Here is a 21,006-nt window from a genome sequence, read left to right as displayed (position 1 = left end):
GCCCTCCCCCGCCGTCTCCCGGGCGGTCGGCGTCAGCACGCTCGCATAACGGTTGATCGGAGCCCGACATATCCGGGGACATCATGGTCGGTATCCAGTACTCTACCAAGCGATCACACTGAGTGATCACAATCGTCGCCCTACCGCTACGGGGGGAGCTGACCGGCGATGCACGTCCGCCCTGCCGAAGACCCGGAGATCTCCGGGGAAACCGTACGACCCCCCTGGCTGACCAGGGACCGTCTCCTGGACCTGCTCGACCGCTCCGCGCCCGGCGCCCTGACGCTGCTCGTGGCGCCCGCCGGCTACGGGAAGACGACACTGCTGGCGCAGCACCTGGAACGCTTCCGGGGCTCCGTGCTGCGGTGGCGCCCCTCGCGCGGCACGACCGGCACCGCGGCGCTGCTCTCCGCCGTCCACCACGGGCTCGGCGAGGCCTGCGGGCCGGCCACCGTCGCGCACCTGCTCCGCCGGGTGGAGCGGCGGCCGGAGCCGGTGCTGCTGGTGGTCGACGACCTGCACCTGATCCACGGCACCGAGGCGGAGTCGGTGCTGGAGGAGATCGCGCTGCTCGCGCCGCCCAACCTCCGCCTGCTGCTGGCCGGTCAGCGACTGCCGCTGTTCAACCTCACCCGCTGGGAGCTCGCCGCGAGCACGGTGCTGGGGCCGGCCGACCTGCGGCTGCGGGCCGACGAGGTCCGCCGCCTGCTCCGCGAGGTGTACGGCAGCCGGCTCTCCGGGCGCCGGGTGGCCGAGGTGGAGGCGATCACCCAGGGCTGGCCCGCGGCGCTGCGGCTGCTCCACCCGGCGCTGCTGCACCCCGCCGCCACGGGCACGGCCCCGCAACTCGCCGCCGTGGCCGGCTCGCTCACCCGCACCTACCTGGAGCGCGAGGTGATCCGGCCGCTGCCGGAGCGGCTGGTGCGGTTCCTGGAGCAGGTCAGCCCGCTGCCCCGGCTGGACGCCGCGGGGTGCGACGCACTGGTCGGCGGCTCGGAGAGCGCCTGGACGCTCGACGTGCTGGCGGACGAGCGCGGACTGCTCCGGCGCGAGCACTCCGACTGCAGCTTCCACTGGGGCCCGCTGCTGCGCGACCACCTGCTGCACCGTCGATCCGCACGGCCCGGCGGCGAAGGGCGGGAGCGCGTCCGGCTCCGGCCCGAGGCGCCGGCGCCGGCGCCGACGTCAGTGCCAGCGCCCGTGCGCGAACTCCCCTCCGGCTCGCCGCCGTTGTCGCTGCGCTGCTTCGGATGCTTCGAACTCACCCTGGGCGAGCGCGAGTTGGACTGGACGACGATCCGGCCGCGGGCCCGGGCGCTGTTACGGGTGCTGGCGATCCACCCCGGCCAGCCGGTCCACCGGGAGCTGCTGACCGAGGCTCTCTGGCCCGAGCGCCCACCGGCGACCGCCGCCCGCTGCCTGCACGTCGCGGTCTCCGCGCTGAGGAGGTTCCTGGAGCCCGGCATCACCCGCGGCGGCTCGCAGCTGTTGGTGCGCTCCGGCGAGGCGTACCTGCTGCGCCTGCCCCCGGACGGCAGCTGTGACCTGCGCCGGTTCGAGACCGCGCTGGCCGAGGGGCTGCGGGCCGAGGCGGCCGGCCGTCCGGACGCGGCGGCGCGGGCCCTGCGCTCCGCCCTGGAGGCGTACACCGGGGAGCTGCTGCCCGAGGACGGCCCGGCGGAGTGGGTCGTGGCCCGCAGGGAGCACTACCAGCGGGCGGCGGCCGAGGCGGCGCTGGTCCTCGCCAGACTCGAACTCGCCCGCGGCCGGCCGCTCGACGGCGCACGGGCGGCGGCGCGCAGCGTCCAGATCGACCCGTTCCGGGACGACGCCTGGCAGACCCTGATCGCCGCCCACGAGCGGCGCGGTGACACCGCGGCGGCCGAGCGCAGCCGCAAGGGCCACGCGCGGATGCTGCTCTCGCTCGGCCTTCCGGCCGCCGACGCCGTCGTCGACGCAGCCGTGCCGGAGGGGCGGGGTGACGACGTGGGGAGCGACACGGGCGGGTCCTCGGGCGTGACGTGACGGCGGCCGTGTCATGCTGCGGCCCCTCCGGCACGCCAACCGGTGACGGAAACGGCGGCCCGAAAACTCCCTGGCCCGTCCGACCCGTCTCGGCCATGATCCTCACGTGACCACCTACCTCGCGTCCGAGCGCCTGACCCTCCGCCCCTTCGCCGCCGCCGACGCGGACCTGCTGATCGAGCTGGACAGCGACCCGGCGGTGATGCGCTACCTGACCGGCGGCGCGCCGACCCCGCCGGAGGACGTCCGCGACCGCGCCATCCCCAGCATCCTCGCCGGCTACGAGCGCTGGAACCACGACCTCGGCCTGTTCGCCGCGTACGAGAAGGACGGCGGCGCGTTCGTCGGCTGGTTCTGCCTGCGTCCGCTGCGCAGCGGCCCGCGCGAGGAGGCCGAACTCGGCTATCGCCTGCGCCGGGCGGCCTGGGGCCGGGGCTACGCCACCGAAGTCTCGCAGGCGCTGCTGGCGAAGGGGTTCGCCGAGCTCGGCATCCGCATGGTCTGGGCCGAGACGATGACCGTGAACCGGCCTTCGCGCAACGTCATGGAGAAGCTCGGGATGACGCTCGCGGAGCACATTCCCACGCCGGACCACATGATGGCGGTCGAGGGTTCCGAGCACGGGGGTGTGCGGTACGAGATCACGAAGGAGCAGTGGGAGCGGCGGCAGGCGTAGGCGCCGCGAGGCACGGCGGCGACCGCCGCCGCGAGGCCGGGGTCAGGGCCGCTCGAAGAACTCCACCTCGGCGACGGCGACGCGACGGTCCGGAGCGGCACCGTAGGCGCCGTCGATCGTCAGCCTGATCCGCACCACGCCGCCGACGGCGAGATGGAAGCGCTGCTCCCCCGGAGCGTCGGCCGGGTTGACGGTCCGGGTGGTGACCTTGCCGTCCGAGCCGGTCAGGGTGACGGTGAGCCGCTGCGGGCGGGCCTGGGTGAGGAACTGTTCGGCGTTGGGCGAGATCCCCGGGTGGACGACGAGGTCGAGCAGCCGGAACGGGCCCGGGAAGTCCATCTCCAGGAACTCGCCTATCCCGTTCCCCGGACGGGCGGGCGCCCAGTACCGGTCCGTCGTCCCGTCGACGGCGAGGGCCGCCGGGTGCGCCGGGTCCTCGCTGGACGCCCGGACGGCGGTCGGGTGGATCTGCTGCGGCGTGGCGAACCGGTCCCGGACGACCTCCACTCCGGACGCCAGCTCGTCGCGGAAGGCGTAGCCCCCGACCCCGAGCAGGACCAGCAGCACCAGCGGCACGACGAACCTCGGGCGGCGCGGCGGGCGGACGCGGGGGCGGTCGCCGACGACCGGACCGGTCTTGGGGCGGCGGACGAACGGCCGGCGCCACCACGGCGGTTTCGGCGCGACCCGGGCGTCCTCCAGCAGGCCGCCGCACCGGCGGCAGTAGCGGCGGCTCGGCACGTTGCCCGTGCCGCACCGGCCGCAGATCAGGTCGCCCGGGGCGATCGGCTCCCGTTCCTCCGGCTCGGCCGGGCGCGGCGGAGGCGGCGGGGCCTCCTCGCCCGGCCGGACGGGCTTCGGCTGGACGGCCTGCGGCGGGTCGGCCCGGCGCGGAGCGGTCTGCGGCGGAGCGGCCTGCGGCGGGTCGGTCGGCCGTGGCGGGATGACGGGCGGCGTCACCGCGGGCGACACCGTGGGCGTCGGCGCAGCGGACGAGGACGGCGGCGCCGAAGCCGTGGGCTTCTCCTCGGCCGCCGGCTCCTCCTCCCACGACAGGTACGCCCCGCAGGTGCCGCAGAAGTCCTCGCCCCGCACGCACGGGTGCCCGCAGTTCTCACACGTCGTCATCGTGCCCCTCCCCTGAAGCCTCCCCGGCCGTCGCGGGCCCCGCCGCCCGGACGACCTCGACCGTGAACGGCAGGTGGGCCGGCCGGTTGGCGGCCACCAGCTCCCGCAGCGCTCGCAGGTCCACCGCCGCCGGGTCCGCCACCCGCAGCCGCACCAGCAGCCGTGGCTCCGGCGACCCCGGCAGCGGCGCCTGCGGCCGCGCCGACCACCGTGCGCCGCCGCTCTCCTCGATCTCCGGCTCCGCCCCGAACGCCAGCCGCACCTGCGCGGCCAGCCCGGCCCGGGTGCCCCGGACGGCGTGCAGCGGGGCCGCGTACGCGACGGCCGCCCGCAACCGGTCCGGCGGGAGCTCCGGCCCGGTCGACGCCCCCACCCACTGGGCCAGGTAGGCCAGGAAGTCCGGCGGCGCGAGCCTCGGGTCGAAGTAGGCGGCCAGGTTGTCCAGGGCGCAGAGGACCGGGGCGAGCACCTCGTCCAGCGCGCCCGTGAACTGCTGGAGGAACGCGTTCTCCCGCCGGTCGTCGCCGTCCGCGGCGTAGACGCCGGGTAGCTGCGCCCCGAGCGGGTGGCGGGAGCGCAGGCCCGGGACGAGCCCCCGTCCGTGCGGCTGTGCGGTCACCGGCCCTCACTCCGCCACGACCCGCACCTGGTGTTCGTACGAGAACACCAGGGCGTGCGGGGCCAGCCGGATCCGGTCGGTGGCCTCGCCGCGGTGGCCGCGCTCCGGGTCGGCGGGGAACAGCCGGACGCTCTCGACCAGTTCGACGTCGGGCAGTCGCTGCAGCACGGCGAACACCTCGCCGGAGTGCAGCGGACGGCCGAAGGGCCAGCCCGTGCCGTCCGGTCCGCCGGTGAGCGGGTTGAGGTACCGGTGCAGCGCGGCCAGGGCGGCGCGCTGGAGCCGGCCGGGCGAGCTGCGCGGTTTGGCCCGCAGGGAGGCGACGACCGTGACGCCCTGGTAGTGCGGCGGTTCGACGAGCAGGCGCGCGCCGAGCAGCCGGCGTTCGTCCAGGTAGCCGGTGACCTGCTCCAACAGCTCGGGCGAGCAGGCGAGTTGACCGAAGGAGAGCCGGCCCTCGCCGTCGTCGGCGGCGGCCGGCACGAGCAGCACCCGGACCCCGCCCGCGTCCGGGCCCTCCTCGTCGGCCACGCAGCGCACCCGGCCGACGGCGGGCGCGGCCTCGCGGGCCAGCTCCTCGTAGTCCTCGGCGGTCACCGCCCGGCCCCGCGTGCGCAGCACGATCGGACCGCGCAGCCGGGCGCCCTCGACGTCCTCGCCGTCCACGCCGCCCTCCGCCGGGCGCGGGTTCTCCACCCGGGCCACGTACGGGACGGAGCTGCGCAGGACGGCGAGCGCGCCCCGGGCCAGGTTGCCCCGGCGCCCGCCGCCGGTGCGGTACGAGCGGATCCGGATCGGCGCGCCCTCGGGCGGCACCGCGCCGTACTGCCGGAGCGTCCCGTCCGGTTCGCGCAGGGCCGGGCCGAAGGTGAGCTCGCCGGTGCTGCGGTCGAGCCGGACGTGGTGGTCTTCGGGGGTCGAGCGGCCGAAGTGCTCCACCTCCCGCCACTCCTCCACCCCGGTCGGGGTGGTGATCTCGACGGTGACCGGCTCGCCGCCGGCGACCACGGGGGGCCGGGCGAGGGTGAAGCTCTGTCCCGGCAGCCCCTCCGAGCGGCCGAGGACCTCGTCCCGAACGTGCTCGGCGTGGACGGCGATCGTCGTCCCGCCGACCGTGAACGCCTCCGCGGAGATCAGCACCGGCGCGGTGGAGTACGACGGCCGGCCGGGGACGGGGGCGGTGATCCGGCAGCGCAGCCAGCCGGCCCGGTGCCGGGCCTCCACGGAGGCGGTGTGGTCGGGCGGCAGCTGGAGGATCACGTCGCCGGGCCGGTTGAAGCCACCGGTGGTGTCGCGGTGGACACCGCACCCGGTCCAGCCGTCCCCGGTCCAGGCCTCCCAGGCCAGCGGCGGGTGGTCGGGGTTGATGCCGTGCCCGCTGACCGGGAAGTCGAGGCGCAGGGCCACCAGGCAGTGCGGCACCGCCTGGGAGAGGCCGAAGAGCAGCACGTCGCCGGGCAGCGGGGTGGGGGCGAAGCAGGGGGTGCCGCGGCCGGCGGCCAGTTCGGCGTCCCGGTCGGCCGGGGGCGCGCCCTGCGAGGAGGTCGCGAGGTGCGCCAACGCGCAGGGTTCGATGGAGAGTTCGCGCTCGGTGGAGAAGACCACCGCCTCCTCGGTGGCGGTCCGCACGGTGGCCACCTCCGTCCCGGCGTGCACCGGGACCGCCCGCGGCTGCGGGGCGGAGAGCCAGAAGGTGACGTCGGTGCGGGCCGCGGCGGGCGGCAGCAGCCGCACCCCGATCAGGTCGAGGAAGGCGAGGTGGTTCTTGTCCGGGACCCGGTTGAGCCGGTAGATCAGCTGGTCGACCATCTGGGCGAAGGCCTCGATGAGGGTCACGCCCGGGTCGGAGACGTTGTGGTCGCTCCACTCCGGGCAGCGCTGCTGGACCAGCCGTTTGGCCTCGTCCACCAGGTCCTGGAAGCGGCGGTCGTCCAGGTTGGGCTGGGGCAGCGGCATCAGGCGCTCCCCGGCTCGTCGGGGGCGTGGGCGGGGATGACGTAGAACGGGAAGACCAGGTTGCGCGGGTCGTTGGTGCCGCGCAGGGCGTAGCGGATGTCGATGTAGAGGGTGCCGGAGTCGACGGCGTCGAAGCCGACGGTCACGTCCTCCAGGTCGATCCGCGGCTCCCAGCGCTCCAGGGAGAGCCGCACCTCGTAGGCGAGCAGGCCGGCGGTGGCGCTGTCGGCCGGGGCGAAGACGTGGTCGTGGATCGCGCAGCCGAAGAGCGGGCGCATCGGCCGCTCGCCCGGCGCGGTGGAGAGGATCAGGCGGATGCTCTCCTCGATCTCCCGCTCCTGGGTGACCAGGGCGATCGATCCGGTCGGGTCGGTGCGGACGGGGAAGGCCCAGCCGGCGCCGATGAACTGCTGTCCCATCGCCGCGCTCACCCGCCGATCAGGACGGTCGGGCAGCCGGCGGTGATCGGCGCGCCGCAGGCGGCGAGGTCGCCGAGGCGGGCCGCGGGCAGGCCGCCGATCAGGACCGTCGGGCAGCCGGGCGGGGCGACCGCGTTCGGCGGGTGGACGGCGGGCGGCGGGAAGGAGCAGACGTGCGGGGTGCCGACCACGGCCGCCGGCTGCCCGCCGATGAGGACGGTCGGGACTCCGGGCGGGGCGAGCATGCCCGGGTGCCCGGTCGGGTCGCCTACCCTGGCGGCAGGTGGCATCGGTGAGACTCCATTCCTTCGGCGGGCGGATCTTCGGGCGCTTGCTCGACGGGCGTTCCCCGGGCGAGCTAGTTGATCTTGACGAGGGCGGCGCTGATCGAGCAGGTCGCCCCGCCCTTGATCTCGGTACTGGCGGACCCGGACACCCCGACCGTCGTGCCGCTGACGTCCACCTGCCCCTGCGTCTGCAGCTTCAACGCGCCTGCGCCGCCGTCCAGTTGGACACCGCTACGGGCCGTCACCCGCACCGAGTCGCCGGCCAGTTCGAGCGCCCCCCGCCCGGCGTCCACACTGACGCCCTGGCCGGCCTTGACGGTCACCTTCTGCCCGGCGTCGATCTCCACCGAGCCGTCGCTGTGCACCACGATCGTCGTGCCCTTCGCGTCCAGGTGCAGGGTGAGCTTGCCGTCGCCGGTGGCCACCCGGACGCCCTTGGGCCCGGCGGCGGCGTCCAGCAGCTCCAGGCGGTGGCCGCTGCGGGACACCAGCGAGCGGCGGTTGAGCGCACCGCTCGTCCCGTCCACCAGCTCGACGTCGTGCCGGGACGGCCGGTCCTCGCCGTTGTAGAGGCCGCCGACGACGTACGGGTGGTCGATCAGCCCCTGCTCGAAGCCGACCAGCACCTCGTCCCCCACCTCCGGGCCGAACACCCCGCCACCGCCCTTGCCGCCGAGCTGCGCGGTGCGGACCCAGTCGCTCACGTAGTCGTCCGAGAGCCACGGGAAGGCGAGCCGGACCCGGCCCTGGTGCTCCGGGTCCCGGGTGTCCGTCACGGTGGCGTTGGCCAGCCCGGCCACCCGGTCGCGCGGCCCCTGCCCGCCGGCGGTGAGGCCGAGCAGCGAGCGGTCGGTGCGGCCGCTGACGGTGATCCAGGTCTGGTAGCCGACCCCCGGGTCGAAGACGTGCCGGGTGGCGGTGACGGTGTACTTGCCCTCGAACGGCGCCCCGATGTTGGTCAGGGCCACCGCGCTGCCGGCCCGCAGCTTCGGGATGCCCATCGCCACCGCCGACAGCTCCGCGAACGAGGCGGCGAGATCGGCGGCGAGCGACCGGGCGGCGTGGTCGGCCTCCGGCTGCGCCGCGTACGGGACGTCCGTGGCCAGGAAGGCGGCCTCGCCGAAGGGTTCGGCCACCTTGCGCGGCGTCAGCCCGAGGGAGAGCAGGTCGCTGCCGCCGGCCGGCGCGTGGGCGACCACCGCGCGCTTGGCCCGGACGTCCCAGCCGCGCACCTCGACCTCCCGCACCTGGTCGGCGGAGGTGACGACCGCGTTGCAGCGCAGCAGGTTGCGGCCGAGCTCCAGCACGAACGGGCTGGAACGGACGGGGGTGGCCGGGTCCGGCGCGCCGGCGGCCGGGGTGGGGCGGCGGAAGTGGAACCTGCCGTCCTCCACGGACACCTCGGATCCCGTCCGCACGGCCAGCCGGTTCAGGAACTCCCAGTCGGTGATCCCGGGTTGGGCGACGTGCTGGAGGACGGTGGTGGTGGCGTCCACCGTGCCGACCGGCAGTCCGGCCCGGCGGGCGACGACGGTGACGATGTCCGAGACCGTCATCTGGCGGTAGCCGGCCACGCGGCGCCCGCGCAGGAGCCGGTGGGAGTGGTCGAAGCCGCGGACGACCGTGAAGGTGCCGGTGGCGTCCGCGTCCACCTCCAGCGCGGTGACCTCGCCGGAGAGCAGCAGCTCGCGCGCCGGGTCGTCCCCGGAGCGGGCGAAGAGCTTGACGGGGGTGCCGATCGTCAGGCCCGTCTTGCCGAGCACCAGGTGGTGCGGGTCGCGGAAGCGCAGCACGAACAGGCCGGGCAGCCGGCGGCTGTCGTCCACGTGGGCGGAGACCAGGAGTTCGGCGACCGGCGGCGCGAGCGGCCGGCCGTCGACCTCGACGGTGAGCGTGTTGGCGAAGCCCTCGCCGGCCATGGTCAGTGCCTCCCTCGGTGCGCGAGCTCGTCCGGCCCGGGCAGCAGCAGTTCGGTGCCCGGCCGCAGCCGCATCGGGTCGTCGATGCCGTTGGCCTCGGCGATCCCGCGCCAGGCGGCCGGGTCCCCGTACTCGCGCCAGGCCAGCAGCGCGAGCGTGTCCCCGGCGACCACCCGGTGCACCCGCCGCGCGGCGAGGGCGCCCGAGGACGGGTTCTGGCCGGGCAGTTCGCCACTGATCTCCTCCAGGGTCACCTGGCAGACGGCGCGGATCGGCAGGCCGCCGGCGGTGAACAGGGTGTACTTCGCCTGGACCTGGCTGATGTAGGAGAGGAACCCGGTCAGCCCGCCCCAGTGGAAGATCACCCAGGGCGGCACCGGCCGTTGCTTGCCGTGGCTCTGCGCCGTCGGCACGCAGCAGGCGAAGAGCTGCTCCACGGCCTTGACCACCCGGTCGTCCTGGTGGGCGGTGGCGTCGAAGAACATCTCCAGCGTCAGCTTGCTGGGCTCGGCACCGGTGAACTCGACCGGCCCCGCCTTCCGCGCGCCCTTGGAGGTCTTGCGCTCCCACTTCGCGGACTTGGTGAGGGCGAGCTCCTTGGGGTTGAACTGGAAGTCGATCTTGTCGAGTCGGGGCCCGGGCGTCGTCGTCCCGCCGTCCGCGGGCGGGTGGCGCAGTTCGAGGTAGGCGTGCTCCAGCTTCGGCCGGGCACCGGCCGGTCCGCCGTGGGCCGCCCCGGCGGAGAAGGCGATGGGCGAGGACGACACCGTCGACCCCTCCTCAGGCCCGGTCCGGATCGAGGAAGCCGTGGTGCGCGATCTCCAGCGTCTCGGTCGCGACCTTGACGGTCTCCGGGTTCAGCGACGGCCCTTGCCAGCGGACCGGCACCACGTCCAGCAGGCTCCACCGGGCCACCACCCGGCCGTCCGCGGTCATCGCGCTGATGTGGCCGGTCTTGCGCGTGACCCCGGACACCATGCCGGCGATCCACCGGGTGACCTTCTCGGTGTCCTTGGTGACCGGGCGGCTGAGCTTGATGTTCGAGTACTTGATGCGGGACGGGAGCTGCCAGACGTAGCCGTTGTTCCCACCCTCCTCGCGCTGCTCCATCACCACCTCGCAGCCGAGGCCCTCGCAGCTGTTGAAGGTGCCGAGCTTGAAGTCGTCGATCTCGACGATGAAGCAGACGCTCACCGCCGGGTCCTCGTCGGCCATCGCGCGTGCTCCCTTCGTAGCGGGTTCAGTAGTGGGTGTCGAAGCGCCGGCCGGCGCGCTCGCGGTCGAGGCGGAGCTCGGCCCGCAGCAGGCGGCCGAGGGGGTCGATCAGGCGGCGGACGAGTTCGTCGGTGCTCTCGGCCGGGGTGACGGGCGGGGGCGGGTGCGGGGGCGTCACGGACGACGGGGGTGACTCCGCGCGCTGGACGGGTGGGCCGGCCGGTGGGTCGGCCGGCGGCTCGGCTGCGGGCGCGGCGTGCGGTTCGAACGTCGGGGGCGACTCCGCGCGCTGGATCGGCAGTTCCGTCCCGGCACGCCGCCCGGGCGGCGGTGACGGCGGGGCGAAGAGCACCGATCCGTCGGGCATCCGCTGCGCGATGCCTGCCGCCACCGCGACCGTTCCGGCGTCGGCCGGGGCGCCGCCGGGCCGGGCCACGGGGGCCTGCTGTCGAACGCCCGAGGGCGGCACGGGTACGGCCTGGACAGCAGTCCGGTACTGCGCACTCAGTCCTTGTAGCGGCAGCGCCGGTCGGTCCCGGCCGGTGAGCGGCTGGGGCGCGTGTACTGCCCCGCCCCCGGCGGCGGATCGCTGGACGGACGCCGGCCAGGCCTGCCGACGCACCTCCCCGGTGGGCTCGACGTGCACCGGCGGAGCCCAAGCCACCGGCACGACCGGCAGTTCGGTGGCGGGCCCGGCGGCCGGCGCCTGCTCGCCCGCCCCGGTCGCCCTCGGGGTCGGCGCGGACCGGAGCTCCAGCCCGTGTTCGCCCAGCAGGCCGGTCGCGGCGGCTCCGGGCGCCGCGCTCACGGCCGGGTCGACGACACCGACGAACTCCGGCTCCATCGATGTCACTCGTTGCACGGGCAGGGGCAGTGGCGCGGCAGGGGCCGGCGGCGGGAGCGCAGCGGTTCCGGGGGCCCCGGCATTCTCCGCCGCCGGGGCGTCACCGGTGCGCAGCGCCTGCGGGACGAGCGGCGCGTCGCCCAACAGCGGCGCCAGCGGCCCCGCGGCCTCCTCCGAGGACGGGGACACCGAGCGCTGCACGGGCGCGACCGCCTCCCCCGCCCGGGACCCACTCGGCGGCGGAAGCGGAGTGGTTCCGGGGGCACCGGCCTCCTCCTCCGCCGGGGCGTCACCGGTGCGCAGCGCCTGCGGGACGAGCGGCGCGTCGCCCAACAGCGGCGCCAGCGGCCCCGCGGCCTCCTCCGAAGACGGGGACACCGAGCGCTGCACGGGCGCGACCACCTCCCCCGCCCGGGGCCCGCTCGGCGCCGGGAGCGGCGTGGTCCCAGGCGTGCCGGCCTCCGCCGCCGGGGCGTCACCACTGCGCAGGGCCTGCGGGACGAGCGGCGCGTCGCCCAACAGCGGCGCCACGGCCTCCTCCGAGGACGGGGACACCGAACGCTGCACGGGCGCGACCGCCTCCCCCGCCCGGGACCCGCTCGGCGCCGGGCCAGAGCCGTCCGCAGCGGGTGGCGACGCGGCCGGCGATCCGACCGGATCAGCCTGCCCGGCCCGCTGCACGGTGGGTGGGACGGCATCGATCGGTGCGCCGACCCTGGCGGCCCGCCGTGGGTTCTGCGGCGGCGACGGCACCGGCCCCGCCGATCGCTGGACGGCGGGAGGCGAGGAGAGCGGCGCGCCCAGCCCCAACCGGGGCCTGGGCGGCGGCGGATCGGCCACCATGGGACTCTCGGGAGCCGCGACTCGCTGCGGCGGTGCGGAGGAGGACGAGGTCATCGGGCGATCGCCGAGGAGCGGCCGTTCGCCTGCGGTCAGCGGAGCAGGCGCCTCGGACGTGCTCGGGGCGTCGGCGTCCGGCGCCGGGGGCTCGACCGGAGCAGGCGCTTCGGCCGGAGGCTCCGCCGCCACTGGATCAGGCTCTTCGGGCAGCGGCCGGCCCGCGCGCTGGACGACCGGGCGCAGCGGGGTCGCCGGCAGCGTCCTGACCGGCAGTTCGACCGACCGGGCGACCACGGTCATGGCCGCGCGCGGGGCCGCCGGCACGACCACCTCGGGAGCACCCCCCGGGACCGGCCGGGCACCGGCCAACGGCGCGACGACGTCCGGCGCCCTGTCCGGCACCACGTCCGCCGTCCCGTCCGGGACGCGCTGGACGGCCGCCGACGCGGCGGCCGCCCGTGGCCCCACGCCCACCGGCTCCGCCAGCCCGTACCCCGTCCCGCCCGGTGCCGCCGCGTGCACGAGGTGCCCGAGCGGTCCGAGGAACGACGGGTCCTGCCAACTCACCAGCCCGCCCCGGAAGCCCGTCGGATCGGTGACCAGCGACGGCGCGCCGAAGGTGAGCCGCTGCACCGGCACCTCCCGCCAGCCGTGCCGCGGCTCCCGTGCGACCGGTGACACGGCCGGTTCCGCGACCGGTGCCGTGACGGCCGGCTCGGCGGGCTCCGCGCCCCGCGCAGCCGCCGTCCACCCCCTCAGCCACCCCCACACCCGTCGCTCACCGCCCCTCGGCCAGCGCGTTCAGCCGGCCGATCTGGGCGAGGTAGCGGAGGCGTTCGGGGTGCTCCAGGTCGAGGATGGAGTCCAGCGGCCAGTGGAAGTGGTAGGCGACGTACGCGACCTCCTCGTACAACCGCTCGGTCGCGTACGTCACGATTCCCCCAGGCGGCCGCCGGCGAGGTCGACCGCGAAGTCGCAGGCGCAGGACGGGCAGGTGACCTGGGCCCGGGTGTGGCCCTCGGCGTTGATCCGGCGGTAGAAGTCCTGGAGGAACGCGAGGTCGGAGGCGAACAGGTCCTCGATGACGCCCGCGTGCACGTCCGTGACGTCCCCGATCCGGGTGATCACCCGTCCCAGCAGCACCACGGACAGGTAGGCGGGGTTCTCCCGCACCCGGTCGTCCCGCAGCGGCACCAGCTCGTCCCGCGCGGTGGCCAGCCGCATCACGCCCGCGCGGTGCAGCTGGCCGGACTCGTCGAGGTACCCGCGGGGCAGCTCGAAGGCGAACTCGGTGCGCATGGGCTCCCGCCGCTGCCCCTCCGAGGGGGAACCCGCGGGGGAACCAGCGGACCTGCCGGAAGCCCCCGGGGCCGCCTCCGGCGGGGCGGCGGCCGAGGCCATCTGTCGTCGCATCAGGGCCTCACCCTTCTCCGGAGGAATCCCCGGGCCTCGGCCGGGGGAGGATGTCAGGCAACGTCCATCTGTTCGTACGTGATGACGATCTTCTCGGTCAGCACGCTGGTGTCGCCGGCCTTGAGCGAGCCGATCTCCAGGCTCTTCGGCCAGGCGTTGACCAGGTTGTAGCGCTTGATCGCGTTGCCCTCGTAGTCGAAGACGATGATCGCGCCGCCCTTCCTGACCTGCGCCATCTTGCCGAAGCGGGAGTCCTTGATCCACTTCTCGAAGCTGTTGTCGCCGGTCAGGCCGCGGGTCAGCGTCACCTCGCCCGCCTTCGGACGGCCCGGGAGCTTCTTGATCAGGTACTTGCCGTCCGCCGTGTTCTGCTTGAGCTCGATGACGTCCTGTTCCATCTTCAGGCCGGTCACCTCGCTGATCTGCCGGATCACCACACCGTCGAACTCCAGGCCGAAGGAGTGGCCGACCGAGCTGTCATGGTCGGGAAGTGCCATGGCGCGCTAACCGCCTTTCCTCACTCACTCGTTGACGAGGCTGGTCCCGCCGGAGAACTGGGACAGCCGGAAGACCACGAACTCGGCCGGCTTCACCGGCGCGATGCCGACCTCACAGACCACCTGCCCGGCGTCGATCCCCTCGGCGGGGTTGGTCTCCCGGTCGCACTTGACGTAGAACGCCTCCTCCGGGGTGAGGCCGAACAACGCGCCCTTGCGCCACTCGTTGACCAGGAACGCCGAGATGGTCCGCCGGATGCGGGCCCACAGCGCGTCGTCGTTCGGCTCGAAGACCACCCACTGGGTGCCGATCAGGATCGACTCCTCCAGGTAGTTGAAGAGCCGACGGACGTTCAGGTAGCGCCAGCTCGGGTCGGAGGAGAGGGTGCGCGCTCCCCAGACCCGGATGCCCCGGCCCGGGAAGGCCCGGATGCAGTTGACCCCGATGGGGTTGAGCTGGTCGTGCTCGCCCTTGGTCAGGTTGACGGCCAGGTCGACGGCGCCGCGCACGACCTCGTTGGCGGGCGCCTTGTGCACGCCGCGGCTCTCGTCGTTGCGCGCCCACACGCCCGCCATCGCGCCGCTCGGCGGCACGAACCGCAGCCGGCCGCTCGCCGGGTCCGCGACCTTGATCCACGGGTAGTACAGCGCCGCGTACTTGGAGTCGTAGCCCGCCCCGACCGTACGCCACTCCTTGACCTGCTGCGGGGTCAGGTCCGGCAGCGGGTCGATGATCGCCACCCGGTTGCCCATCAGCTCGCAGTGCGCGATCAGCGCCAGCTGCACGGCCTTGACCTGGTCGGCGTCCAGCGCGCCCTGCTCGTAGGCGCCCATCAGGTCCGGGATCGCCACCATGGTGATCTCGTCGATCGCCTCCAGGCCGCCGAGGCCGGTGCGGTCGTCGGCGCTGCCGAGGTAGTCGGCCGGCGTCGCGGGGCCGGCCGCGTCGGCGGGCGGCTGTGCCGGGGCCGGTACGGCCACCTCCTGATTGTCCGGGCGGGCCACGGCCTGCGCGGCGCTCTCCTCCAGGGCGATCAGCTTGGAGCGCTCCCGGACCACCGTCACGACGTAGCCGCGCTGGCCGCGTTTGGCGGAGACGTCGAAGCTCTCCTCGACCTGGTCGCCGCGCTTGACCCGCAGCGTGAACGCGTCCTCGGCCGCCGACTCGCCGCCGGCGTCCGCCACCTCGACGGTCAGGCCCTCCCCCGCGCCCGGCAGGGCGGCGACCTGGAACGCGCCGAGCGCCGCGCGCGACCCGGCCGGCAGCGCGCCCCGGCCACCGCCCCGACGCACCGGCGCCGGGGCCGGCTGCGCGGCCGCCGGCCCGTCCCCGATCCGGACGACGTAGCAGGAGCCGCCGCCGTTGAGGAAGTAGGCGTAGACCGCGTGCGCGAGGTAGCAGCCCTCGGCGAACTCGCCGAACTCCCTCGTGTACTGGCTCCAGTTGGTCACCAGCGTGGGCGTGTTCGCCACCCCCTGCGGCGCCAGCCCGACGAAGGCCGCGACGGCCGTCCCGGCCCCTTCGATCGGGCGCGAGCCTGCCTCGACCTCTTCGACATAGACGCCCGGCGACAGATACGACGGCATCCCTTCAGCCCCCTTCAGGCCCACCTGGTCACTCACAGCCTGCTGGCCCCACCGACCAAGGTCACGGCCGTCCGGACGGCGGCCGGGGAAGCCGTCCTTGCCCGAACGGGCAACCGGCGGCGGACGGGCCCGTCACCGCGGCACGCTCCGGGGGACGGCCCCGACCCGCCGGCGCCGCTCAGGCGGGCGTCTCGTCCTCCTCGGCCTCCTCGGCCCGCTGCACGAACAGGCCCTGCACCGGCGCCTCTTCGTCCTCCTCCGCCGCCGCCTCCCGCTGAACGGCCGGGGCCGGCGCCGGTTCGGCCATGACCCGGTCGGCCGTGGCGGCCGCCTCCCGCTCGAAGCGGTCGCCCGGGTCGCTCACCGCGATGCCGCCCGGGGCGGCGGTGCCGTCGACCGGACCGGAACGCTGCTGCACGACGTGGGTCAGCTCGTGCGCGAGCGTCGTCCGGCCCTGGTGCGAGCCCGGGTCGTAGGCGTCGCGCTGGAAGACGATGTGCGAACCGACCGTGTAGGCGTGGGCGTTGACGGCCTTGGCGGAGTCGTGCGCGGCGGCGTCGGTGTGCACCCGGACGTCGCCGAAGTCGTGGCCCAGACGCGTCTCCATGTCCGAACGGACGTCCGCGTCCAGGGAGTTGCCACCGGAGGCGACGACGTCGTGCACCGGTGAGCGTTCCTCTTCCAGCGCCGCGCCGACCGCGGCGTTGCCCACCGCGCGCTGCAGCCCGAGCAGTCCGCCGGCGCCCAGCGCCGAGGCACGTCCGCCGGCCGCCGCCCGGAACAGCAGCCCGGCGCGGTCGTCCTGGGGCGCCTGTTCCGTCCGGGGCTTGGATCCGACGACCTGGTCGACCCCGAGTTCGTGATCGCGCATCTCACTCCCCAACCCGCATGGTTGCCACCAGACTCGTGCCCGCCCGAGCGCACCACCAGGCGTCCCGGGGCACCGCCTGCGCAGGATCGGCTGCCCCAAGGGGCACCCCAGGCGTGTCTCTTTGACGCGTTGAGCGGTTGATCGGAGGCGTCTGTCCGGCTCCCTTCTGCGCCGGCCTGGCCATGCGTACCGACAAGCGGGTCTCGCCGAAGGCCGAGTGGTCTCCCCCGGCTGTCCGATGGAGCTACGCCATCATCCGTCTTGTCCGCGACCTCTCCGTTCGTATCCTGGTTCCCGGTACTTCAGGAACCACTGGGGGCGTTCCGAATGAGGCACGGAGAGCTGATCGCAGGGCGCTACGAGTTGATCAGGCGCCTCGGGCGCGGTGGCATGGGTGAGGTGTGGGTCGGACGTGATCAGGCCCTCAAGCGCGAGATTGCGCTCAAGGCACTTGTCCTGGACGGGGAGACGCTCACAGAACTTCCCTTGCGGTTCGAGCGCGAAGCCATTGCGGTCGCTCAGATCAACCATCCGAACGTGGTCGCCATGTACGACCGCGGCGTGCACGAGGACATCCTCTTTCTTGTCATGGAAAAGGTGGACGGCGAAACTCTCGCTGATCTCCTCGGCAGGCAGGGGGCATTGGACCCCGCTCTCGCGTTGGATATCGCCGAGGCGATATGTGTGGCGCTCATAGCCGCCCACCAGGCTCGGGTCATCCACTACGACATCAAGCCGCACAACGTGATGCTCACCCGCGATGGGCACGTGAAGGTCGTCGACTTCGGGATCGCGGGGCTGTCCCGCACCATGTTCACCTTGGCGCGATCCTCCGAGTTGACACCGGCCGGCACCCCTGAATACGGCGCGCCGGAGCAGTTCCTCACGGAACGCGGTGACGAACGATCGGACTTGTACGCACTCGGTGGGGTGCTGTTCGCCATGCTTGCCGGTCGACCGCCCTTCACCGGGCACAATGCCCTGGCGATCATCCGCCACAAACTCGACGAAGACGCACCGCGACTCGACTCGCTCCGGCCCGGTCTACCAAGCCGACTGACGGATCTCGTAGCAGCGCTCCTGGAGCGCGACCCCGCACAGCGGCCACAGTCCGCACGGGACGTCCACAGTCGCCTTCGCGAGCTCCGGACGACCCACAGCACCCCGAAACCGCCCACGCAATCATCACGGCCGGACCCAGACCATCGTCTCGGCCATGAACGGCAGCGCAGCCGCAGAGGCTGGACCATCGCTCTGGCCGTCCTGGCCGCCTTGGGTGCGCTCGGCGGCGGGTACGCCGGGTACCGGTGGACCCAGGACCAGTACTATGTCGGCGCGGAGGGCGGGCATGTCGCCGTCTACCAGGGCGTCAACCGGAACCTGGTCGGTCTCAGCCTTTCCTCGGTGCACGCCGAATACCAGGACATCGAGCTCAAGTACCTGCCGAAGTACGAGCAAGCGCAGGTCACCAAGACCTTCTCGGTCGACAGCCTGAACGACGCCGACGCGACCATCAGGGACCTCGACGCCTGGGCCAGGCTCTGCAAGAGAGTCAGCGACCCGAACACCGGCTCCGTGATCGCCCAACCCTCACGGGTCTCCCCGGACGCGCTCCTAGCCGCCCCGCCCACGCCGGACGAGACGACTCACGACCCGGAAGTCGCAGCCTCGACTTCCGGGGCCTCCAGCCGGTTCGCTGCTTCACCGAGCAGCGCCCCCACGGTGCCTGGTCTGACCGACAACGAGCTGGCGCGCGCCAAATCCTGCCCGGAGCCGTGACGCCTCCAGGGGCCAAAATCGCGGACCGAGTCGTAAGGCCTGTCTCTTGGATCCTTGCCGGACGCGCAAGGCCAGGGCACGCATCTCGCCGCGTTGTCGTCGGTCGCCAATGGCCCCCAGCCTTCGGCCGGGAGGTGCCCCCACCTCCGCCTTACGATGCACGCACCCTGATGCCGCGCGCTGATCCGGCAAAATCCAGGAGACAGGCCCTACGGGGCAGCTACGGGGCGTCGTGCGCCAGTGCCACGTACGGTCCGAACTCGCTCTCCAGGCAGAGCCGTCCGAGCTTGCGGTATTCGCGGGCCACCGCCGCGATCAGGTCGGCCATGGCTACCGGGCGGCCGGCTTCGGCGGCGAGGTAGGCGGCCGTGACGGCGGCCGAGCGGATGTCTCCGCCCGCCAACTCGAAGGACGTGCCGCAGAATTCGAGGTCGAGGTCCCCCGCGCGCGGCAGCGACGGCCCGAGGCAGCGTTCCCAGAGCGCCGTCCGCTGCTCGGGCCCGGGACGGGGGAAGTCCACCACGAGGTCGAGCCGGCGGGTGAACGCGTCGTCGAGGTTGGCCCGCAGGTTGGTCGCGAGGACGGCCAGGCCGTCGAAGGACTCCATCCGCTGGAGCAGGTAGGCGCTCTCGACGTTGGCGTAGCGGTCGTGGGCGTCCTTGACCTCGGAGCGCTTGCCGAAGATCGCGTCGGCCTCGTCGAAGAGCAGCACGGCGTTGACCCCGGCGGCCTCGGTGAAGATGCGTTCCAGGTTCTTCTCGGTCTCGCCGACGTACTTGTCCACGACGGTGGCGAGGTCGACGGTGTAGAGGTCGAGGCCGAGGTCACCGGCGATCACCTCGGCGGACATCGTCTTCCCGGTGCCCGAGTCGCCGGCGAACAGGGCCATGACGCCGCGCCCGCGCCCGCCGCCGGGCCGCATCGCCCAGTCGCCGAGCACCCGGTCGCGGTGGCGGGCCCGGGCCGCGAGCTCGTGCAGCCGGGCCAGCGCGGGCGGGGGCAGGACCAGGTCGGTCCAGCCGGCCGTGGGCCGGATCCGGCGGGCCAGGCGCTCCAGCCCGGCGCTGTTCTGCGCCCGGGCGCCGTGCAGCAGGTGGGCCCCGGTGAGCGGGCCGCCGGAGAGCACGGCCTGCTGGTGCGCGGTGCGGGCGGCCCGCTCCACCTGGTCCGGGGTGAGCACGAAGGCCGCCGCCGCGTCCTGGTCGACGGCCGCCCCCTGCGGTGCCACCCGGTCGAGCGCCGCCCGCCAGAGCGCGGCTCGGGTCGCGGCGCCGGTCCGGGCCACCTCCACCAGGAGCGGGACGGCGGGCGACCACTCGGGCTCCCAGGACACCCGCCCGGTGAACAGGACCGGCACCGGCAGTGCGGCCAACGCCCGTACCAGGGCGGGCCGTTCGCCCTCCGGTGTGGCCACAGGACCGGCCACCAGGCCGGCCCCGGCGAGGCCCGCCTCCCGGCCGGCCGCGACGACCGCCTCCGGCGCGGCCGGGTCCCGGGCGAGCTGGGTGAGGTCGAGGGCGAGTGCCCGGCGGCCGGCGACGCGCAGCGCCTCGACGGCGAGGGCGCGGGCCGAGCCGCCGGGGGGCTCCCGCAGGTACGCGAGGTGGAGGCCGGCCGCGAGGGCGGCCCCGAGGCGCTCGGCGGGGCCGCGCTCGTGGACGTCGCCCGCCGTCAGCGGCGTCGGCGCCGTCAGCGGCGTCAGCAGGTCGGCCAGCCGGTGGTCGGGCGTGTCGTCCCCGAGCAGGTGCCCGGCGACCCGGTCGGGCACCCGCAACGACCGGCCGAGGAAGGGCCGTTCCCCCTCCTCCACCAGCAGCAGCCCCCGGGCGAGCAGCGGCGCGGCCGGGTGCAGCCGCCCGCGTGCGGCGGCCGAGGCGGCCGGGACCCCGCACAGCGCCAGGGCGAGCCCGGCGGTGGGCCGGCGGCGGGTCACGTCGTCGTTGAGGTACCCGTAGAGCTGTTCGAAGCGGCCGTCCAGGTCGGGGGCGAGGGCGATGAGCAGCAGTTCGACGTCGAGCGGCGGGAGCGCGAACTCCCGGGCCAGGCAGCGCAGTCGCAGGTGCGCGCCGGCCCGTTCGGCGTCGTCGGCCCGGTGCTCGGCGGCCGCCAGGCGCTCCTCGTCGATCTCGTCGGGCGCCGGGAGGGCACGCGGCTCGTCGAGGAGCCGGCGCACCGTCTCGTCGGAGAGGTAGAGGCCCCGGAACGGGTCGTCCGGCTCGGGGTCGTCGGCCCGGCGGACGGTGACGGCCCGGCGGACCCGTTCCTCGACGAGGGCGATCCGCTCCAGCAGGTGGGCGAGGCCGGGGTCGGTCACCTGGCCCTCCGTCGCACGGGGCGGGGTGCCGCGGCGGGGGGTTCGAGCGCGCCGCTGCGCAGGACGAGGCCGTCCTCCACCGGCGGTCCGGCCGGGTAGACCGGGGCCGCGGTGACCGGCACGCTCACGACCACGTCCAGCGAGGGCTTCAGCTCTCCGCCGAGCGCCGTCCACACGTCGGCGAAGGCCCGGTCCTCGGGCGGCGGCAGGGCGATGCCGATCGGGATCGGCAGCCCGGTGGCGGCCAGGGCGGGGCCGAGGGAGTCGGCGGGCAGCGCGGGGTGGCGCAGGAAGCAGACGAGCAGCGCGGAGAGCAACCGGTGCTCGTCCTCGGGCCGTTGGGTCCAGGCGCTGATCAGGTAGGAGAGCTTGAAGTACCGGGGCGGCAGGGTGCGGGCGACCACCGTGCCCTGCTCGTCGTAGACGTTCTGCCGCCCCCGGGAGCCGCGTCGGACGTCCTCCCTGATGTCGTAGAGGTAGAGGTTGACGGTCGGTGTGTTGCGCCGGGCCGCCCACTCCCGGGTGGGCGCGTCGAGGACCACGTCGACGTCCGCCCCGGCGAGGGCCCCGGCCCGCACCAGGGTGCGCAGCGATTCGTCGACCTCGTGGATCACCGG

The 21,006-nt window shown here is 74.5% G+C and carries 19 protein-coding genes; 3 read left to right on the top strand and 16 right to left on the bottom strand.

Annotated elements, in window-relative coordinates:
- The first annotated feature begins 168 nt into the window (after positions 1-168).
- On the top strand, positions 169-2,025 hold the full coding sequence (locus VM95_RS12355) for an AfsR/SARP family transcriptional regulator (protein ID WP_045695412.1): 1,857 nt from the start codon (positions 169-171) through the stop codon (positions 2,023-2,025).
- Positions 2,026-2,131: 106 nt separating this feature from the next.
- Positions 2,132-2,701: a GNAT family N-acetyltransferase gene (locus VM95_RS12350; RefSeq protein WP_045695410.1), complete on the top strand. Its 570-nt coding sequence runs from the start codon at positions 2,132-2,134 to the stop codon at positions 2,699-2,701.
- A 42-nt stretch (positions 2,702-2,743) separates the two neighbouring features.
- Here the strand turns inward: VM95_RS12350 and VM95_RS38805 are convergent, their stop codons facing one another.
- The 14 genes from VM95_RS38805 to VM95_RS12280 all read right to left on the bottom strand — a co-directional run bounded on the left by VM95_RS38805 (position 2,744) and on the right by VM95_RS12280 (position 16,296).
- Positions 2,744-3,829 (bottom strand): discoidin domain-containing protein, encoded by a 1,086-nt coding sequence (locus VM95_RS38805; RefSeq protein WP_157882075.1) that lies wholly within the window; start codon positions 3,827-3,829, stop codon positions 2,744-2,746.
- Complete coding sequence (locus VM95_RS12335) at positions 3,816-4,448, bottom strand: phage tail protein (RefSeq protein WP_045695405.1); 633 nt, start codon at positions 4,446-4,448, stop codon at positions 3,816-3,818. Before VM95_RS12335 ends, VM95_RS38805 begins: the two co-directional genes overlap by 14 nt.
- 6 nt (positions 4,449-4,454) lie before the next feature.
- Complete coding sequence (locus VM95_RS12330) at positions 4,455-6,404, bottom strand: putative baseplate assembly protein (protein ID WP_045695403.1); 1,950 nt, start codon at positions 6,402-6,404, stop codon at positions 4,455-4,457.
- The gene (locus tag VM95_RS12325; protein ID WP_045695402.1) at positions 6,404-6,823 is read right to left on the bottom strand and encodes a GPW/gp25 family protein; all 420 of its coding nucleotides are present in this window, start codon (positions 6,821-6,823) and stop codon (positions 6,404-6,406) included. Before VM95_RS12325 ends, VM95_RS12330 begins: the two co-directional genes overlap by 1 nt.
- 8 nt (positions 6,824-6,831) lie before the next feature.
- The gene (locus VM95_RS12320) at positions 6,832-7,113 is read right to left on the bottom strand and encodes a PAAR domain-containing protein (protein ID WP_045695399.1); all 282 of its coding nucleotides are present in this window, start codon (positions 7,111-7,113) and stop codon (positions 6,832-6,834) included.
- A gap of 68 nt (positions 7,114-7,181) precedes the next feature.
- The gene (locus VM95_RS12315; protein ID WP_045695396.1) at positions 7,182-9,029 is read right to left on the bottom strand and encodes a VgrG-related protein; all 1,848 of its coding nucleotides are present in this window, start codon (positions 9,027-9,029) and stop codon (positions 7,182-7,184) included.
- Positions 9,030-9,031: 2 nt separating this feature from the next.
- Positions 9,032-9,796 carry a CIS tube protein gene (locus VM95_RS12310; RefSeq protein ID WP_045695393.1) on the bottom strand — a complete coding sequence of 255 codons (765 nt, stop codon included), beginning with the start codon at positions 9,794-9,796 and terminating at the stop codon, positions 9,032-9,034.
- 13 nt (positions 9,797-9,809) lie between these two features.
- The gene (locus VM95_RS12305) at positions 9,810-10,244 is read right to left on the bottom strand and encodes a phage tail protein (RefSeq protein ID WP_045695391.1); all 435 of its coding nucleotides are present in this window, start codon (positions 10,242-10,244) and stop codon (positions 9,810-9,812) included.
- Positions 10,245-10,269: 25 nt separating this feature from the next.
- Positions 10,270-12,609, bottom strand: coding sequence for a hypothetical protein (locus VM95_RS12300; protein WP_157882074.1), 2,340 nt, complete (start codon positions 12,607-12,609; stop codon positions 10,270-10,272).
- Between the two features lie 97 nt (positions 12,610-12,706).
- A complete protein-coding gene (locus VM95_RS43215) occupies positions 12,707-12,862 on the bottom strand; it encodes a DUF6760 family protein (RefSeq protein ID WP_167352912.1) in 156 nt (51 codons plus the stop codon).
- Positions 12,859-13,341 (bottom strand): hypothetical protein, encoded by a 483-nt coding sequence (locus VM95_RS12295; protein WP_045695385.1) that lies wholly within the window; start codon positions 13,339-13,341, stop codon positions 12,859-12,861. The genes VM95_RS43215 and VM95_RS12295 overlap by 4 nt, the downstream gene beginning before the upstream one ends.
- 53 nt (positions 13,342-13,394) lie before the next feature.
- Positions 13,395-13,838, bottom strand: coding sequence for a phage tail protein (locus tag VM95_RS12290; RefSeq protein WP_045695383.1), 444 nt, complete (start codon positions 13,836-13,838; stop codon positions 13,395-13,397).
- 24 nt (positions 13,839-13,862) lie between these two features.
- Positions 13,863-15,425 (bottom strand): phage tail sheath family protein, encoded by a 1,563-nt coding sequence (locus VM95_RS12285; RefSeq protein WP_045695381.1) that lies wholly within the window; start codon positions 15,423-15,425, stop codon positions 13,863-13,865.
- Positions 15,426-15,603: 178 nt separating this feature from the next.
- Positions 15,604-16,296: an eCIS core domain-containing protein gene (locus tag VM95_RS12280; RefSeq protein ID WP_045695379.1), complete on the bottom strand. Its 693-nt coding sequence runs from the start codon at positions 16,294-16,296 to the stop codon at positions 15,604-15,606.
- A 327-nt stretch (positions 16,297-16,623) separates the two neighbouring features.
- On the opposite strand from VM95_RS12280, the gene VM95_RS38800 reads away from it, so the two are divergent.
- The gene (locus VM95_RS38800; protein ID WP_052707324.1) at positions 16,624-18,075 is read left to right on the top strand and encodes a serine/threonine-protein kinase; all 1,452 of its coding nucleotides are present in this window, start codon (positions 16,624-16,626) and stop codon (positions 18,073-18,075) included.
- 220 nt (positions 18,076-18,295) lie between these two features.
- Here VM95_RS38800 and VM95_RS12270 read toward each other — a convergent pair whose 3' ends face one another.
- On the bottom strand, positions 18,296-20,389 hold the full coding sequence (locus VM95_RS12270; RefSeq protein WP_045695377.1) for an ATP-binding protein: 2,094 nt from the start codon (positions 20,387-20,389) through the stop codon (positions 18,296-18,298).
- The gene (locus tag VM95_RS12265) at positions 20,386-21,003 is read right to left on the bottom strand and encodes a Pvc16 family protein (protein WP_045695374.1); all 618 of its coding nucleotides are present in this window, start codon (positions 21,001-21,003) and stop codon (positions 20,386-20,388) included. The genes VM95_RS12270 and VM95_RS12265 overlap by 4 nt, the downstream gene beginning before the upstream one ends.
- Positions 21,004-21,006: the final 3 nt, after the last annotated feature.

Source organism: Streptomyces rubellomurinus, from assembly GCF_000961885.1.
Taxonomy (GTDB): domain Bacteria; phylum Actinomycetota; class Actinomycetes; order Streptomycetales; family Streptomycetaceae; genus Kitasatospora; species Kitasatospora rubellomurina.
Note: the sequence above shows the minus strand (reverse complement) of the source record. Positions and strands in the feature narration are given on the sequence as shown.

Bases quoted from the DNA above. Each gene is read 5' to 3' on its own strand.
- VM95_RS38805 (WP_157882075.1), bottom strand. From the start codon at position 3,829: ATGACGACGTGTGAGAACTGCGGGCACCCGTGCGTGCGGGGCGAGGAC.
- VM95_RS12280 (WP_045695379.1), bottom strand. From the start codon at position 16,296: ATGCGCGATCACGAACTCGGGGTCGACCAGGTCGTCGGATCCAAGCCC.
- VM95_RS12305 (WP_045695391.1), bottom strand. From the start codon at position 10,244: ATGGCCGACGAGGACCCGGCGGTGAGCGTCTGCTTCATCGTCGAGATC.
- VM95_RS38800 (WP_052707324.1), top strand. From the start codon at position 16,624: ATGAGGCACGGAGAGCTGATCGCAGGGCGCTACGAGTTGATCAGGCGC.
- VM95_RS12320 (WP_045695399.1), bottom strand. From the start codon at position 7,113: ATGCCACCTGCCGCCAGGGTAGGCGACCCGACCGGGCACCCGGGCATG.
- VM95_RS12290 (WP_045695383.1), bottom strand. From the start codon at position 13,838: ATGGCACTTCCCGACCATGACAGCTCGGTCGGCCACTCCTTCGGCCTG.
- VM95_RS12285 (WP_045695381.1), bottom strand. From the start codon at position 15,425: ATGCCGTCGTATCTGTCGCCGGGCGTCTATGTCGAAGAGGTCGAGGCA.
- VM95_RS12355 (WP_045695412.1), top strand. From the start codon at position 169: ATGCACGTCCGCCCTGCCGAAGACCCGGAGATCTCCGGGGAAACCGTA.
- VM95_RS12325 (WP_045695402.1), bottom strand. From the start codon at position 6,823: ATGGGACAGCAGTTCATCGGCGCCGGCTGGGCCTTCCCCGTCCGCACC.
- VM95_RS12330 (WP_045695403.1), bottom strand. From the start codon at position 6,404: ATGCCGCTGCCCCAGCCCAACCTGGACGACCGCCGCTTCCAGGACCTG.
- VM95_RS12295 (WP_045695385.1), bottom strand. From the start codon at position 13,341: ATGCGACGACAGATGGCCTCGGCCGCCGCCCCGCCGGAGGCGGCCCCG.
- VM95_RS12315 (WP_045695396.1), bottom strand. From the start codon at position 9,029: ATGGCCGGCGAGGGCTTCGCCAACACGCTCACCGTCGAGGTCGACGGC.